The following is a 14,912-nucleotide window of genomic DNA, read 5'->3' on the forward strand; positions in this document are numbered from 1 at the left end:
ACCCCTTTATGCGTGGCCCGGCACGCCGGGCCACGCCATTTTTTGATAACGAATCAACACGAGTCGACGATGCAACCCACCCAATACCCGCAGCAGTGGCAAAACCAGCATATCTATCCTTCCCTCGACAGCAGCGTGCTGGAGGCGGACATGAGTCTGGCCCGCGCCAGCCTGGACGAGTTGAGTGATTTCATCGGCACCTTGGGCCTGGTGCGCGATCAGGCCGATGCCCTGCAGGATTTCCTGCGGGAGGTGCGCCTGCGTGCCCAGCGCATCCGCAACATCGGCTGGAACGTGGCGGTACTGGCGGCCTCGAAGGGCAGCCAGGATGCCCTGGATCCCCTGGCCAAGCAGCTGGCCTCCCGCGCCCGGGCCCTCAACGCCGATCTCTTCAAGGCGCTGGCACCGGTAGAAGATCTGATGCTGGGCTTGCCGGCGGCCGAGTTCGAGCACCTGATGCAAGACTCCTTGCTCGGGGAGGAGGATTATCGCCTGCGCCACGAGCGGCGCCTGCAGGATCAGCGCCTGCCGGTGGAGGCAGAGCAGCTGGTGATAGGGCTTGGCACCGACGGTCTGCACGGTTGGGGCAACCTCTATAACGATCTGGTGGGCAAGATCCGCCTGACCATAGCCGGGCAGGAGATGGGGTTGGCACAGGCGAGCAACCTGTTGTCGAACCCGGACAGGGCCCTGCGCCGGGAGGCGTTTGATGCCATCACCATAGGGTGGGCCGGCGAGCAGGAGACGGTGGCCGCCATCCTCAACGCCCTCAATGGCTGGCGTCTGGAGCTGGCCCGTCAGCGCGGCAAGACGCGCTTGCTCGATGCACTGGACCTTTCCTGCCACCAGAGCCACATAGATCGCGCCACCCTGGATACCCTGATGGCCGAGACCCATAAGGCCCGGGGTCTGGGCCAGCGAGCGCTGGCGCTGATGGCCGGCAAGCTTGGTATTTCGGACCTTGGGCCGGAGGACTTGTTCGCGCCGCCCCCGGCCGCGACCAGTCGGGCCATCCCCTTCGAGGAGGCGATCGAGATCATTGCCCAGGCGTTCGCCGCCTTCGATCCCGAGATGGGGGCGTTCGCCCGCATGATGGCCGAGCGCGGCTGGATAGACGCGGCGCCCACCCCGAACCGGCGCACCGGTGCTTACTGCACCAAGTTTGCCGATCCGGTGGAGCCACGGGTCTTCATCACCTATGCGGGCACCATGGACAACATCATCACGCTGGCCCACGAGTTGGGGCACGCCTGGCACAACTGGCTCATTCGCGATCTGCCCATGAGTCAGCGCAGCTACCCCATGACGCTGGCGGAGACCGCCTCCATCTTCGCCGAAACCCTGGTGCGCCGCGCCCTGTTCGAGCAGGCGCAGAGCCAGGAGGAGCAGCTGGCCATCGCCTGGGCCGAGGCCGACGGGGCCGCCACCTTCCTGGTCAACATCCCGGCCCGCTTCGACTTTGAGCAGGCCCTGGTGGCGGAGCGCAAGGGGGGCTATGTGTCGGCTGCCAGGCTCAGCGCCCTGACCGACGAGGCCTGGGGCCGCTGGTACGAGGGGAGCCTGGAGCGTTATCACCCCCTGTTCTGGGCCGCCAAGGCGCACTTTTCCATCGCGGGCTTTGGTTTCTACAACTATCCGTATCTGTTCGGCTACCTGTTCAGCCTGGGGGTCTATCACCAGCTGATGGCGCGCAAGGCCGCAGGGGAAACGGACATCGCCCAGGCCTACCGCGCCCTGCTGCGGGATACCGGCCGCATGAGCGCCGAGGCCCTGGTGGAGAAGCACCTGGGACAGGGCATCCGGGAGGCGGCGTTTTGGCAAGGGAGTCTGGCCCTGGTCGAGGAGGCCGTGACGCGCTTCGAGCAGGCCCTGGGTTGAGTGAACAGGATCCGTCTTTGGGCCGGGATCTGTTCCCGATGACTGATGTGATCGAGTGCATCGAACTGACTCTGGGGGAGTGAAGGCGATACCGCCCTCTGGCGGGATCTTCGTCTGGAGAGGCGGGGCAGGGTGGCGCTTTGTTGCACCTCGTCTGGCCGGATCCGGAGGAAAACGGTTTTTCCGGCGGCAGCGGGCGTGATCCAAAGCAAGAAAGTTGGATGTTTTGGTGGCGCCAGGCCCCGCCGCTGGAGTAGTTTCGATAGAACCGACACAGTTTCCGAGGTCTTACCCATGATCATCTATCTGCATGGTTTTGATGCCACCAGCCCTGGCAATCATGAGAAAGTGCTGCAGTTGCAGTTTATCGATGATGATGTGCGTTTCGTGCACTACAGCACGGTTCACCCCCGCCACGACATGAGTCACCTGCTCAAGGAGGTGAAGAAGCAGCTCGACATGAGCACGGACCCCAAGCCCCTCATCTGCGGCGTCGGTCTCGGTGGCTACTGGAGCGAGCGGATCGGCTTTCTGTGCGGCATCAAGCAGGTGATCTTCAACCCCAATCTCGACCCGGCGCACAACATGCAGGGCAAGATAGACAGGCCGGAAGAGTACGAGGACATCGGCACCAAGTGTGTAACCGAATTTCGTAATAAAAATTCAGGAAACTGCCTGTGTATCCTTTCCGTTCAGGATGAAATCCGCGATAATCGGGACACTGAACGTGAATTGAAGAACTATTACGACATCGTATGGGATGAGCGCGAGACCCACAAATTCAAGAACATCTCGCACCATCTGCAACGGATGAAGGCCTTCAAAGAAGCCTGAGCCTGCGCTATCACGTCGACCGATTTCGTTTTAGGGAGCCAATGGCTCCCTTTCGTTTTGAGGAACCAAGGAAAATCATCATGATGAATATTGTCGTTGTTGGCGGCGGTGCCGGCGGTCTGGAGCTGGCGACCAGTCTTGGCCGCAAGCTGGGCAAGAAGAACAAGGCCAGGATCACCCTGGTGGATCGCAACCGCACTCACCTGTGGAAGCCCCTGCTGCACGAAGTGGCCACCGGCTCCATGGATGCGGGCATCGATGCCCTGAGCTACCAGTCCCACGCCAAGAACCACGGTTTCGAGTTCCAGCTCGGCAGCCTGACCGACATCAAGCGCGACGAGAAACGCATCGTGCTGGCCCCCATTCACGACGAGAGTGGCGAGCTGGTGGTGCACGAGCGCGAGCTCCCCTATGACTACCTGGTGATGGCCATCGGCTCCGTCTCCAATGACTTCAACACCAAGGGCATCAAGGATCACTGCATCTTCCTGGACAGCCCCTCCCAGGCTCATCGCTTCTACAACAGCATGATGAACCGCTTCCTGCAGTTCGCCACCGAATACCAGCCCGGTGACAAGGTGAAGATCGCCATCGTCGGCGGCGGCGCCACCGGGGTGGAGCTCTCCGCCGAGCTCTACAACGCGGTGGAGCAGCTTTACGCCTACGGCTTCAAGAACCTCACCACGGAGAGCCTCAAGGTGACTCTGGTGGAGGCGGGCCCCCGCATCCTGCCGGCCTTGCCGGAGCGCATCAGCGGCGCCGCTCACCAGGAGCTGGTCAAGCTCGGGGTGGACGTGCGCACCGCCACCATGATCACCGAGGCTACCGCCGATGGTCTGCACACCAAGGACGGCGAGCTGATTGAAGCAGACCTCATGGTGTGGGCCGCCGGCATCAAGGCGCCGGACTTCATGAAGGACATCGCCGGCCTCGAGACCAACCGCATCAACCAGCTGGTGGTCAAGGAGACCCTGCAGACCACCCGTGACGATCACATCTTCGTCATCGGCGACTGCGCCGCCTGCCCGCAGCCGGACGGCAAGTTCGTGCCGCCGCGCGCCCAGTCCGCCCACCAGATGGCGACCCAGGCGTTCAAGAACATCCTGGCGATGATGAACGGCGGCGAGCTCAAGCCCTACCTCTACCACGACCACGGTTCCCTCGTCTCTTTGAGCCGCTTCTCCACCGTGGGCAGCCTGATGGGCAACCTGATGCGTGGCTCCATGATGGTGGAAGGCTATATCGCCCGCATGGTCTACATCAGCCTGTATCGCATGCACCAGGTGGCCCTGCACGGCTACATCAAGACCGGTCTCATCATGCTGGTGGGCCGCATCAACCGGGTGCTGCGCCCGAGCATGAAGCTGCACTGATACCGCTCAGGGCCCGCCTCTCCCGGCGGGCCCTTCACTTTCCTGCTATGGACGAAACCTGATTGTGAATACCACTTCTTGCGAGGAGGCTGGTTTCCCGGGGCCGATCACCCCACTGACCACGCTCCTGCTGGCGGCCTGCGACATCCTGTTCCTGCTGCTGCTCACCCTGATCCCGACCCTCACCGTCGCCCTCGATCTGCGCTGGCTCCACAACGGGGTGGGGGAGATCTCCATCACCGAACTGCTGCAGGAAGGGGTCCTGCTCGCCATCGTCATCGGCCTCTACTGGAAGGGACGGCGCCTGCCCGAGGTGCGCGCCTTCCTCTGGTTGCTTGCCGGTTTCTTCGGCTGCCTGCTGATCCGCGAGCTGGACGTCTTCTTCGACAAGATCCGGCACGGCTTCTGGCTCTATCCGGCCCTGCTGCTGGCCATGGCGACCCTGCTCCACTGCTGGCGCCAGGGCTGGCAGACGCTGCTCCATGGGGCCGCCCGCTTCGTACAGCACCGCAGCGCCCTGTTCACGCTCTTTGGCCTGCTGCTGGTGGCGGTGTTCAGCCGCATGTTTGGCAGCGGCTCCCTGCTGTGGAACGAGATCCTGGGGGTCAGCACGGCCTTCGAGTTCAAGACCGCCCTGCAGGAGGGGATAGAGCTGCTGGGTTACACCTATGTGGCCTACGGCATCCTGACCCAGGGGGGCTACCTGCGGGAGGGCCCGGGCACCGTCCGGGCGTGAAAAAGCCGCTCCTCGTGAGCGGCTTTTTGTATGGCGGGGTTCAGAAGCGCCTGTGGTAGTTGACGGCGAAGAAGTAGAAGTCCGGGTCGGGGTAGTGGCCGGAGAGGTCGCCGAGCGCGACGCTTGAGCCGTCCATGTGCAGGTATTCGAACCCCATGCCGAGGCTGTCCTGGGGATTGAAGGCATAGCTGGCCCCGGTGCCAAGGCGCACGGCGCTGCCGCTTGGCACCGTCAGCGAGGTGTTCTGCTGATCCTCATAGGCGCTGCTGTCATAGGCGACGCCGCCGTTGAGGGTCCATTGGGGGGTCAGGGCATGTTGAACCCCCACCGCCAGGTGGTAGGTATCCTTGTACATTCCCTTGTCGGTGATGACGCGCCCGGGCAGGGTTATCTCGTTGCTGTTGTACTGGCTCCAGTCCTGCCAACCCAGGTTGCCCATGATGGCCCAGTCGTGGCTGAGTCGGTGATAGGCGCTCAGCATCAGCTGCTGCGGGCTGTTGACCAGCCCGGTGAGTGAGAGGTGGGCGCTCGTGCCGGGCAGATCGGGGAGGGGAAATTCGCGCTCTATGTTGAAGTGGTACTTCACCTCGCTGGTGTAACCGAGGCCGATGCGGGTGTCCGGATTGAACTCATAGAGCAGCCCCAGCTTGCCGTTGAGGGCCCAGTCGCCGTCATCTTGCTTCTGCTCCCCTTGGCCAGTGTCGCGCTTGAGGGCGAACAGGCCGTAGTTGATGCCAAGGGCGACGCCGAGGGACCAGTGCTCATCGATGCGATAGGCCAGGGAGGGCTGCAGGGTAAGGGCGAGCAGGGTAGCCTCCTTGAGCAGCGCCTTGCCGGCCCAGTCCCCGTAGTCGAGCCCCAGCCCGAAGTTGCCATAGGTGGCAACGCCGAACGACCAGCGCTCGTCGAGCTGCTGGCTGTAATAGAAGGAGGCGGCGGGAAACCAGCCGATGACGGTATCGACGTTCGACAGGGTGGGATCGTCCAGATCGTAGGGTGCGTCCCCGTAGAGCAGCTGGCCGCCGACGGTGAGCTGGCGTCCCTCCAGATGGCTCAGGCCCGCCGGGTTCATCAGCTGGACGCCGGGATCCTGGGCCCGGGCGGCCATACCCGCGGTGGCGAGTCCCAGATCGTCGGTGCCCGTCTCGTACAGATAGAGGCCACCGGCCTGGCCTTGGGTGGCGAAGAGGGTGAGGGGCAGCATTAGCCGGGGCATGAGGGGGCTTCTCGCAGCAAGGCTCGTCATCTTGGTCAGGCTCCTGTGAGACATGGCTGTTTTTCCAGCAGTGAGGAGTATAGATGGCATTTGGCTGTCAAATCATGCGCTTGCCATCCACTCACATGGTAGGGGCGGGCTTATGCTTTTGGCGCAGGCTTGCTACTCTGTCGCCGGGAGCGCCCAAGGCGCACAGGATGACATCACAGGAGACACCATGATCCTCTCAACCACCCCTACCCTGGAAGGCAAGACCATTCGTGAATACCGCGGCATCGTCGTGGGCGAGGCCATCCTCGGCGCCAACGTGTTCAAGGACCTGTTCGCCGGCATTCGCGACATCATAGGCGGCCGCTCCGGCGCCTATGAGAAAGAGCTGGCCCGTGCCAGGGAGATCGCCTTCGAGGAGCTCAAGGAGCGGGCGGCGTCGCTCGGTGCCAACGCCGTGGTCGGCATCGACATGGACTACGAAGTCGTGGGCCAGAACGGCAGCATGCTGATGGTCAGCATCAGCGGTACCGCCGTGGTGGTCTAGCCTGGCGCCAGGCCAGCAGGGAGCCGATCGCGAGATCGGCTTTTTTGTGGCTTTCTCTTCCCTTGCCCGGCGAGGAAGGGACAGATTAGGAGGACGCCGTCTCACCGGCAGGTTCCGGCGATCCACCACTCAGCGACAGGGAGCTGTCCATGATCTTGCTCAAACCAACCGGGCTCCAACCTGGGGATACCATCGGCTTCTTCTCCCCCTCCAGCGCGGCCACCGCCTGGGCGCCGCACCGCTTCGAGCGCGCCAAGGCGTATCTGACGGCGCAGGGTTTCAGACTCAAGGCCGGCAGCCTGACCGGCGCTCAGGATCACTGGCGATCCGGCACCATAGCGGCGCGGGCCGATGAACTCAACGCCCTCATTCGCGATCCCGAGGTGCGCGCAATCATGTCGGTCATCGGCGGCAGCAACTCCAACGCCCTGCTGCCCTATCTCGATTATGAGGCGCTGAAACGGGATCCCAAGATCCTGATCGGCTACTCGGATGTGACGGCTCTGCTGCTCGGCATCTACGCCAGGACCGGCCTGGTCACCTTCTACGGCCCGGCGCTGGTGGCCTCGTTCGGCGAGTTGCCGCCCTTGGTGGACGAGACGCTAGCGGGTTTTCAGCGGATCTGCCTGGCCGGTGGGGCCGCCGTTCCCCACATAGTGCCGACCCCGGCGCAATGGACCGACGAACGGCTTGACTGGGAAAACCAGAGCCGGGCCAAGGCGTGCCAGCCGAACCGGCTGATCTCGGTGGGATCGGGCAAGGTGCGGGGGCGGCTCATCGGTGGCAACCTCAACACAATGGCGGGGATCTGGGGCTCCCCCTATATGCCGCCCATCGAGGCGGGAGATATTCTGTTGCTGGAGGACAGCCTCAAGCGGGCGGAGACGGTGGAACGTTCCTTCGCTCACCTCAAGCTGTGCGGGGTGTTCGATCGCATCGGGGCCCTGGTGCTCGGCAAGCACGAGCAGTTCGACGATCAGGGCAGCGGCAAGGGGCCGCTCGATATCCTGCTGGAGGTGGTGGGGGAGCCGCGCTTCCCCATACTGGCGGAGTATGACTGCGCCCATACCCATCCCATGCTGACCCTGCCGCTCGGCATCCAGGCCGAGCTGGATCTTGACGGCCAGCGGCTGATCTTGCTGGAGCCTTGGCTGCGCTAGGTCGGGACAGGGAGATAGGGGAAATAAAAAGAGGCCGCATCAGCGGCCTTCTTTGTCTCTCCATGCCGGATCCAGACAGGGGCCCGGAAGGCATTGGCCAGGATCTGCGGTCCTCTCGTGGCCTCATGGCAGGGCATCGGCCCTGAAGCTGGCCCGGATCTGGGGAACCAGGGGGGAGGGATCGAAGCCTTTCTCCTCTCCGAGCACCGGATGGAGCAGAGGCAGGTCCGGGATGGGGGCGAGGTCCCCCGCCAGCAGGGCTCGGGTGGCCTGTCCCATCTGGTAGAGCTGGCGCACCGGTGCAAACTGATGCTCGAGAGAAAGGGCGCCATCATCCCGGGTGAAGGCCATCATGGGGATCTGGTAGGCGGCGTCCCGCGGCGGTTTGGCGCCGTGAATGCCCTTGCCCGCCGACATCAAGAACGGCTGGTGATCCCCGAAGGCCACCACCAGGTAGCGCTTGTCCGTGGCATCGAGGGCCTTGAGCAGCCGCTCCAGGGAGGCCATGGCATCCACCACCCCGGTGTAGTAGGTGTTGAGGAGCTGCTTGTCCGCCGCGCTCTGATCCGGGCAGGCCCGATCGAGCTGCTGGGCCTGGTAACGATCACCGTCGAAGGGGCCGTGACCCTGCATGGTGACCGCGTAGGCGAACAGCGGCTTGTCATCCTGCTCGCTGCGTCTGAGCAGGTGATCGATAAGGGCGTCGTCCGAGATGTAGAGCCCCTTATGTTCGAGTGTGGTGAAGCGGGTATCGAACCAGCGCTCCTGGTAGCCCAGTGCCGGTATGGCCTTGGCGCGGCCCCAGAACTTCTCCACATAGGGGTGGGCGAACAGGGTCTGATAGCCGCTCTGCCTGGCGCTCTGGGCCAGCCCGGGCACCTGGGCCGAGAGGTAGTAATAGGGCACAACCCCCTGCTTGAGCAAGCCCACCGGCAGGCCGGTGTTCATCTCGAACTCCGCCAGCACCGTCATGCCCCCCGTGGTGGGGGAGTGGATGGTCTTGCGCCACTGCTGCACACTCGCGGGCAGGGCCAGGGTGGGGGCCGGGGCGCAGATCTTGCCCTGCCAGTCGAGCCAGAGGGACTCGTATTGCAGCACGATCACCAGATCGAAGCGGGGGGGCTGGACACCCTGGATCAGGCCGGGGTGGGCGAGCTCAGGGGTGCGATCATTGATCTGCAGGGGATAGCGAAAGACGTTGCCGCTCTGCAGCATCTCGTCCACCAGGTTGAACACGTAGAGGCCGGGGCCGGCGCGGATGATGTCCCTGTGGTAGTTCACCGCCCTGTCCACGTAACGGACGTTGGCACCCAGCAGCTTGTTGCTGGTCTGGGTGGCAAACACGCAGAGGGCGAAGAAGGCGACGGTGGCGGCGGTGGCGCGCAGGATCCAGCGGGAGAGGGCGAAGCGCCAGCACAGGTACAAGAGCCCGAGGAGGCCGAGCACCGGCAGCACAGGGTGCTGGTCCAGCAGTATGTGCACCAGCGCCAGCAGGTTGCCGAGATCGTCCCCCCCAAGCGGCACCCCGTAGATGGCTATCTTCATGAAGTTAGCGAGCAGGCCGATGCCGGAGAGCGCCGTGAACACCAGCCCCATGTAGAGGTTGAAGCCGGCCAGCGCACAGAGGCTCCAGCCCAGCACCATGCTGCCCCAGGCGAGGTAGTAGTGCTCGGGCCGAAAACCGGACCAGAGCAGAAACTCCCCCAGCTTGAACACCACGAAGCCGTGCAGCAGCACGAAGGTGAGGTTGCCGAGCAGCAGGCTGCCCAGCACCCGTGACGCCGGGCTCTGGCGCAGGCGCGGCAGCAGGACTCGCAGCACGGCGGCGCTCGCCAGCAGTACCAGCAGCAGGCTGGTCATCAGGTAGACGAGGTTGAAGCCGCGCTCCGGCAGGGTCTGCAGGATCTGGCTGTATTCACTGCTCTCTGGCCTCTCCTTGAGCAGCAGGCCGATGCGCAGCTGATAGCGGCTGTCCAGGGCATCATCCGGCGCCCGCAGGGTGCTGTTGAGATCCAGGGTGCAGCGCTCCTTGCGGCACTTCTGACGCTTCTCCACCGCCTGGTTCAGCTGATCGATGCGAACGCCTTTGTCGTTGAGCAGCTCCACCCGCACCTTGTCCCCCGCCTGCAGGGGTTTGAGCAACTGCCACTGGCTGCGCACCACCAGGTAGAGACCGCGGCTGTCGCTCTTGTAGAGCAGAGAGTGGCGGTTGAGGGTGGCGATGGGTTGATCGGCGGGCCCGAGGATGAGCGGCTGGGCGCGCCCGAGCCAGCTGACGGGATTGAGCAGGGGCAGGGCCAGGGTCAGCAGCAGGAGGGCACTGAGCAGGCCAAACAGCAGCCTGGAGAGACGGGAAGGGGGGCTGTGACCGAACTGGGGGGCATTCATAAGGGAGCTCATCCTTGGAGCGGGGTTCACAGCCATGGCTGCATCTATTTTGACCCGATGGTGCTGGGCCGGTTCCTCGATGTCAATTTAATGACCGAAAGATGAATATTGCGTGACCGTGTTGACTTGCAAATTGTGATCCCGATCCTGCGGCCGCATCGATTCTGTGATGAAAACGGCATCATGAGCGTTTGCCGCTGGTCTGCCCCCGCCTTGCTGCTTAGTCTCTCAATAACGGTCGGAGGTACATGTATGAATCCTAAGGTTGCGGCACGTCAGGCAAGACTGCTCCAGATGCTGGAGCGCAAGGAGGAGATCCGGATCGGGCGCGAGCGGGATTGTCCCCTGCCGCTGGCCCAGCTGCTCAAGCTGACCGAGGATCACCCGGACGTGCTCAGGGTCTATCGTCATGGCCTCACCGCCGAGGTGTTTCACCTCAAGGTCGAGGGCCACCACTGGTGCCTCAAGCGGCGCAGGGCCGACTCCCTGGTGGCCAATGTGGACGGTCAGACCGCCTTTCTCACCGAGCTGGAGCGGCGCCGGGAGATAGAGAGCCTGCGGGAATTGCACCCCACCATCCTCTCCCACGTGGTCTGCACCTGCTTCGGCTCGGCCCGGGCCGGGGTGCTGGTCTCTCCCTGGCTCAGGGGAGAACCGGTCAAGGCGCTGAACCGGCGCAATCTGGCGCAGATGCTGGCGGTGCAGGCGGAGCTGGCCCGCTGGGGCTGGTTTGACTGGGATCCGAGCCCGGGCAACCTGCTCGACGACGGCCAGCAGATCTCGGTGTTCGATTTTGGCTACATGTGGCCCTTCGATCCCCGCCACGAATTCAATTCAAACGGCCTCGCCGACCCCGAGTTCCATGTGCCCGAGCGTCTCGAGACCCGCACCCTCTCCGGTCTCTGGCTGGACGAGAGGGATCCCCTGCCGCTGTTCCGCCACTGGCGCACCCTCTGCCTCGCCTGGGCGGCGGACGAGCTGCAGTACCTGCACCGGGAGGGGGCGAGCCCCGCCGTGCTGGCCCGGATCCAGGCCCTGCAAGAGCGCTGGCTCGCCGCCCTCGGGAGCGATGAGGCGCTGGCCGCGAACTGGTGGCGGGACATGTATCGCAGCCATCGGCTCGATATCGACGACGATCTCAGCGGCAAGAGCTGCGGCCCCCTCACCCTGCGCCGCCTCGACTGGCTGGAGGAGGCGGTGCGGGATCACTATCCGTCCCTCGTGGGCAGCCTGAGTGACGAGGAGGCCGGGCTCGGCCAGCAGGGCTTGCTGGCGCGGCTCGCGGCCCTGCGCGAACCGATCCGGGCATACCTGCTGCCCCGCCCCGTCTCAATGGCATAAAGGGGCGGGGGAGTGACAGTCTGAGCCAGCGGCGTGCGTTGACAGAAACAGAAGAGGGGCCCAGGGCCCCTCTTCTCATGGATTGGATCTGCTATCAGCCTGCTCAGTCGAGCAGCTCCTGGTGCAGGCGGTTGACGATGTGGCCCGCCTCTCTCTCTTTCACCAGGAAGCAGAGGTTGTGGGCGCTGGCGCCGTAGCAGATCATGCGGATGTTGTGCTCGCGGATGGCGTCGAACACCCGGCTGCCCACACCCGCGGCCTCGCTCATGCGGTTGCCGATGAGGGCCACCAGGGCGAGATCTGTCTCCACCTCTACCTTGCACAGCTGACCCAGCTCCGCCAATACCTTGTCACTCAGGATGGGCTCGCCGTTGCTCTGGCTGCCGGTGTGATCCAGGGTAAGCGACACGCTCACCTCCGAGGTGGTGATGAGATCCACCGAGATGCGGTGGCGCGCCAGTATGCCGAACACCTCGGCGAGGAAGCCGTAGGCGTGGAACATGTTGAGGCTGTGCAGGGTCACCAGCACCTGGGAGCGGCGCAGGGCCACGGCCCGGAACAGCGGGTTGGTGGTGGTGCTGGCGCGGATCCAGGTGCCGCCGGCGGCCGGATCCCTGGCGGAGCCGACGAAGACGGGGATGTCCTGGCGCAGGGCCGGTTGCAGGGTGGCCGGGTGCAGCACCTTGGCGCCGAAGGTGGCCATCTCGGCCGCCTCCACGAAGCTGATCTCCGGGATGGGACGGGCCCGGGTGACCAGGCGCGGATCCGTGGTGTAGATGCCGGGCACGTCGGTCCATATCTCGATGCTGTTCGCATCCAGCGCCTCGGCCAGCAGGGCCGCGCTGTAGTCGGAGCCACCGCGCCCCAGGGTGGTGGTGCGGCCATCGCCATCGGCGCCGATGAAGCCCTGGGTGATGACCAGGCTGTCACCGAGCAGCGGGCCCAGGCTGGACTGGCAGAGTGCGCGGGTCGCCGCCAGATCCACGCTGGCCTTGCCGAATCGGCTGTCGGTGCGCATCAGCTGGCGCGCATCCTGCCACTGGGCCTTGATCCCGCGCTGGTGCAGCAGTTCGGTGAAGAGGCGGGTGGACATCAGTTCGCCACAGGCGATGAGCCGGTCGGCGAGTTCGGCATCGGTGTGCTGGCTGGCCTGACGGGCCATGGTGCGGATCTCGCCGAGCTGGGCGTGGATGAGGGCGCTGACCTCGGCCGGGTTGCCGAGCGCGGTCAGGATCGCCTGCTGGATGTCGGCCAATTTGGCGAGCTGGGCATCCTGGCCCACCTCGTCCAGTTCCCCCTGAGCCAGGCTCACCAGCAGGTTGGTGACGCCGGCGCTGGCGCTCAGCACCACCACCCGGGTCGCCGGATTGGCCAGTACCACGTCGGCACAATGGTTCATGGCCGCGGCATCGGCGACACTGGTTCCGCCGAACTTGGCGACGTTGATCTGGCTCATAACATACTCCTGTCTCAAGGTGAAAATCCGATTTCAGCAGGCAAAAGAGAGGAGGAGGCGATAAATGGCAGGAATAGCGAAGGATCCCGGCCAGAAGCACTCCATCCGCGGTGCCCATCCCACACCGAACCCGCTTTGAATGCGGTGTGGGATGCACACGACCGATGACAACCCGGGGGATTCAGCCCCCGCAGCCGACGTGGTGGTCTCCAGCGACCCGCCTCGTCTCGGCGCTGCTCCCCCTGACCCAAGTTCATCGGACGCTGGCGTCCTCCCTTGGGCTGCCTGGGCAGCGCTCCTCTTCTGGTGCCACCTCGGAAGGCGGCGTGCATGTAGAAATACCCTGCACTGGAATGCACTGTCAATCGAGTTTGCAAAAAAATCAACAATCGACAGGAACCCAACACAAGATCAATCAGTTAGCTAAATGCTTCGTACAAAGAGTTACAGTATTGTCTTGGACAGTACCTTGGATCTGCGCTGCCAGTTGTAGAAGCGCTGGCGCGCCACCGGCAGATCTTCCACCTCCAGTGGCTCGAAGCCCCGCTCCCGGAACCAGTGGATGGAGCGGGTGGTGAGCACGAACAGGCGCTCGATCCCGAGCCGTTTGGCCCGCTCGGCCACCTTGGCGATGAGCTGATCCCCGCGGTTGGAGTTGCGGTACTCCGGGTGGATGGCGACGCAGGCCATCTCGGCCATGGCCTCCTCCATGAAGCAGTAGAGGGCGGCGCAGCCGATGATGAGGCCGTCCCGCTCTATGATGGTGAACTTGTCGATCTCCATCTCCAGCTGCTCCCGGGAGCGGCGCACCAGTATGCCCTCCTCCTCCAGGGGGCGGATGAGATCCAGGATGCCGCCGATGTCTTCGATGGCGGCGGCCCGCGCCCGCTCGGCACTCTCCCGCACTATCTGGGTGCCGAGACCGTCTCGGCTGAACAGCTCTTGCAGCATGGCGCCGTCATCCTGATAGCTGACCAGGTGGGAGCGGGGCACGCCGCCGCGACACGAAGCGATGGCCGCACGCAGGTAGCGGGCGGTGCCGGACATCTCTTCCCCCGCCTGCTCCAGCTCCACCAGGAGCTCTTCGGCCTGCTCGGGGAAGAGCTCGGAGATGGCCTCGCCGTGGCGGTCCATCACCCCCTGGGTGCTGCTGAAACAGATGAGTTTGTCGGCCTTCAAATCCACCGCCACCCGCCGTGCCACCTCTTCCGAGCTCAGGTTGAAGCTCTCGCCGGTGACCGAGCAGCCGATGGGGGAGATGAGCACCATGGCCTGCTGATCCAGCTGGCGGCGGATCCCCTCCACGTCGATGCGGCGCACCCGGCCGCTGTGGCAGTAGTCGATGCCATCCTCCACCCCGAGGGGCTGGGCGGTGACGAAGTTGCCGCTCACCACGCTCAGGCGCGCTCCCTGCATGGGGGTGTTGGCGATCCCCATGGAGAGCTGGGCCGTGATGTCGTACTGCAGCCCGCCACACACCTGCTTGATGATGTCGAAGCTCTGATCGTCGGTGACCCGGATGCGCCTGTGGTACTGCGCCTCTATGCCGGCCCGGGCCAGCGCCTCGTCGTTCTGCGGGCGCGAACCGAACACCAGCACCAGCCTGATCCCCAAGGTCTGCAGCAGGGCGATGTCGGTGACTATGTTGGCAAAGTTGGGGTGGCAGAGGGCTTCGCCCCCCATCATCAGCACGAAGGTGGCGCCTCTGTGCACGTTGACATAGGGGGTGGATTGCCGAAAGGCATAGACCAGGCTGGGTTCGCGTTCACGCACTTGAGACTTCTTCCATAAAAAAACAGCAATTTGCTCAATATATGAAAATAAATTCACAAATCAAGACTAAATATTGATTTGGTGGGCAATCCCGTCATTTATCTTATCCAGGGGGGCGGGGAGGGGGCAAACCGGCCTGGATAAGGCCATGCCCGGCCAAGTTGATCCCATGCCATAACCTGTTATCTTCGTTACTCCTTTTCGTCAGTCGCGGCATCTCGC

The 14,912-nt window shown here is 64.0% G+C and carries 11 protein-coding genes and 1 riboswitch; of the genes, 7 read left to right on the forward strand and 4 right to left on the reverse strand.

All coding sequences use genetic code 11. From position 1 onward, the window contains the following. The first annotated feature begins 69 nt into the window (after positions 1 to 69). From ACT5M9_RS20640 to ACT5M9_RS20655, 4 genes are all read left to right on the forward strand, one after another. Entirely contained in the window at positions 70 to 1,878 is a 1,809-nt protein-coding gene (locus ACT5M9_RS20640; RefSeq protein WP_457979234.1) for a M3 family oligoendopeptidase, read from the forward strand. A gap of 294 nt (positions 1,879 to 2,172) precedes the next feature. Then, positions 2,173 to 2,712, forward strand: a complete 540-nt coding sequence (ycfP, locus tag ACT5M9_RS20645) for an alpha/beta hydrolase YcfP (RefSeq protein ID WP_438549637.1) — start codon at positions 2,173 to 2,175, stop codon at positions 2,710 to 2,712. Positions 2,713 to 2,792: 80 nt separating this feature from the next. Next, positions 2,793 to 4,085, forward strand: a complete 1,293-nt coding sequence (locus ACT5M9_RS20650; RefSeq protein WP_438549636.1) for an NAD(P)/FAD-dependent oxidoreductase — start codon at positions 2,793 to 2,795, stop codon at positions 4,083 to 4,085. A 64-nt stretch (positions 4,086 to 4,149) separates the two neighbouring features. Further along, positions 4,150 to 4,821, forward strand: a complete 672-nt coding sequence (locus ACT5M9_RS20655; RefSeq protein WP_457979232.1) for a hypothetical protein — start codon at positions 4,150 to 4,152, stop codon at positions 4,819 to 4,821. 40 nt (positions 4,822 to 4,861) lie between these two features. Here the strand turns inward: ACT5M9_RS20655 and ACT5M9_RS20660 are convergent, their stop codons facing one another. Beyond that, positions 4,862 to 6,037 carry an OmpP1/FadL family transporter gene (locus ACT5M9_RS20660; protein WP_457979230.1) on the reverse strand — a complete coding sequence of 392 codons (1,176 nt, stop codon included), beginning with the start codon at positions 6,035 to 6,037 and terminating at the stop codon, positions 4,862 to 4,864. Positions 6,038 to 6,254: 217 nt separating this feature from the next. Here ACT5M9_RS20660 and ACT5M9_RS20665 point away from each other — a divergent pair, with 217 nt between their 5' ends. Both ACT5M9_RS20665 and ACT5M9_RS20670 read left to right on the forward strand, forming a co-directional pair. Then, positions 6,255 to 6,572, forward strand: a complete 318-nt coding sequence (locus ACT5M9_RS20665) for a heavy metal-binding domain-containing protein (protein WP_457979228.1) — start codon at positions 6,255 to 6,257, stop codon at positions 6,570 to 6,572. 149 nt (positions 6,573 to 6,721) lie between these two features. Continuing rightward, complete coding sequence (locus ACT5M9_RS20670) at positions 6,722 to 7,732, forward strand: S66 family peptidase (protein ID WP_457979226.1); 1,011 nt, start codon at positions 6,722 to 6,724, stop codon at positions 7,730 to 7,732. Positions 7,733 to 7,855: 123 nt separating this feature from the next. On the opposite strand, the gene ACT5M9_RS20675 is transcribed toward ACT5M9_RS20670, so the two are convergent. Continuing rightward, entirely contained in the window at positions 7,856 to 10,120 is a 2,265-nt protein-coding gene (locus tag ACT5M9_RS20675; protein WP_457979224.1) for an LTA synthase family protein, read from the reverse strand. A gap of 252 nt (positions 10,121 to 10,372) precedes the next feature. Here ACT5M9_RS20675 and ACT5M9_RS20680 point away from each other — a divergent pair, with 252 nt between their 5' ends. Beyond that, positions 10,373 to 11,461: a protein kinase family protein gene (locus ACT5M9_RS20680; protein WP_457979222.1), complete on the forward strand. Its 1,089-nt coding sequence runs from the start codon at positions 10,373 to 10,375 to the stop codon at positions 11,459 to 11,461. A gap of 103 nt (positions 11,462 to 11,564) precedes the next feature. On the opposite strand, the gene lysC is transcribed toward ACT5M9_RS20680, so the two are convergent. Continuing rightward, complete coding sequence (gene lysC / locus ACT5M9_RS20685; RefSeq protein WP_457979220.1) at positions 11,565 to 12,917, reverse strand: lysine-sensitive aspartokinase 3; 1,353 nt, start codon at positions 12,915 to 12,917, stop codon at positions 11,565 to 11,567. Positions 12,918 to 13,003: 86 nt separating this feature from the next. Then, positions 13,004 to 13,228, reverse strand: a riboswitch (Lysine riboswitch). A 133-nt stretch (positions 13,229 to 13,361) separates the two neighbouring features. Then, positions 13,362 to 14,690 (reverse strand): amino-acid N-acetyltransferase, encoded by a 1,329-nt coding sequence (gene argA, locus ACT5M9_RS20690; RefSeq protein WP_457979218.1) that lies wholly within the window; start codon positions 14,688 to 14,690, stop codon positions 13,362 to 13,364. Positions 14,691 to 14,912 lie beyond the last annotated feature (222 nt).

This window comes from Aeromonas sp. AE23HZ002T15, from assembly GCF_054165525.2.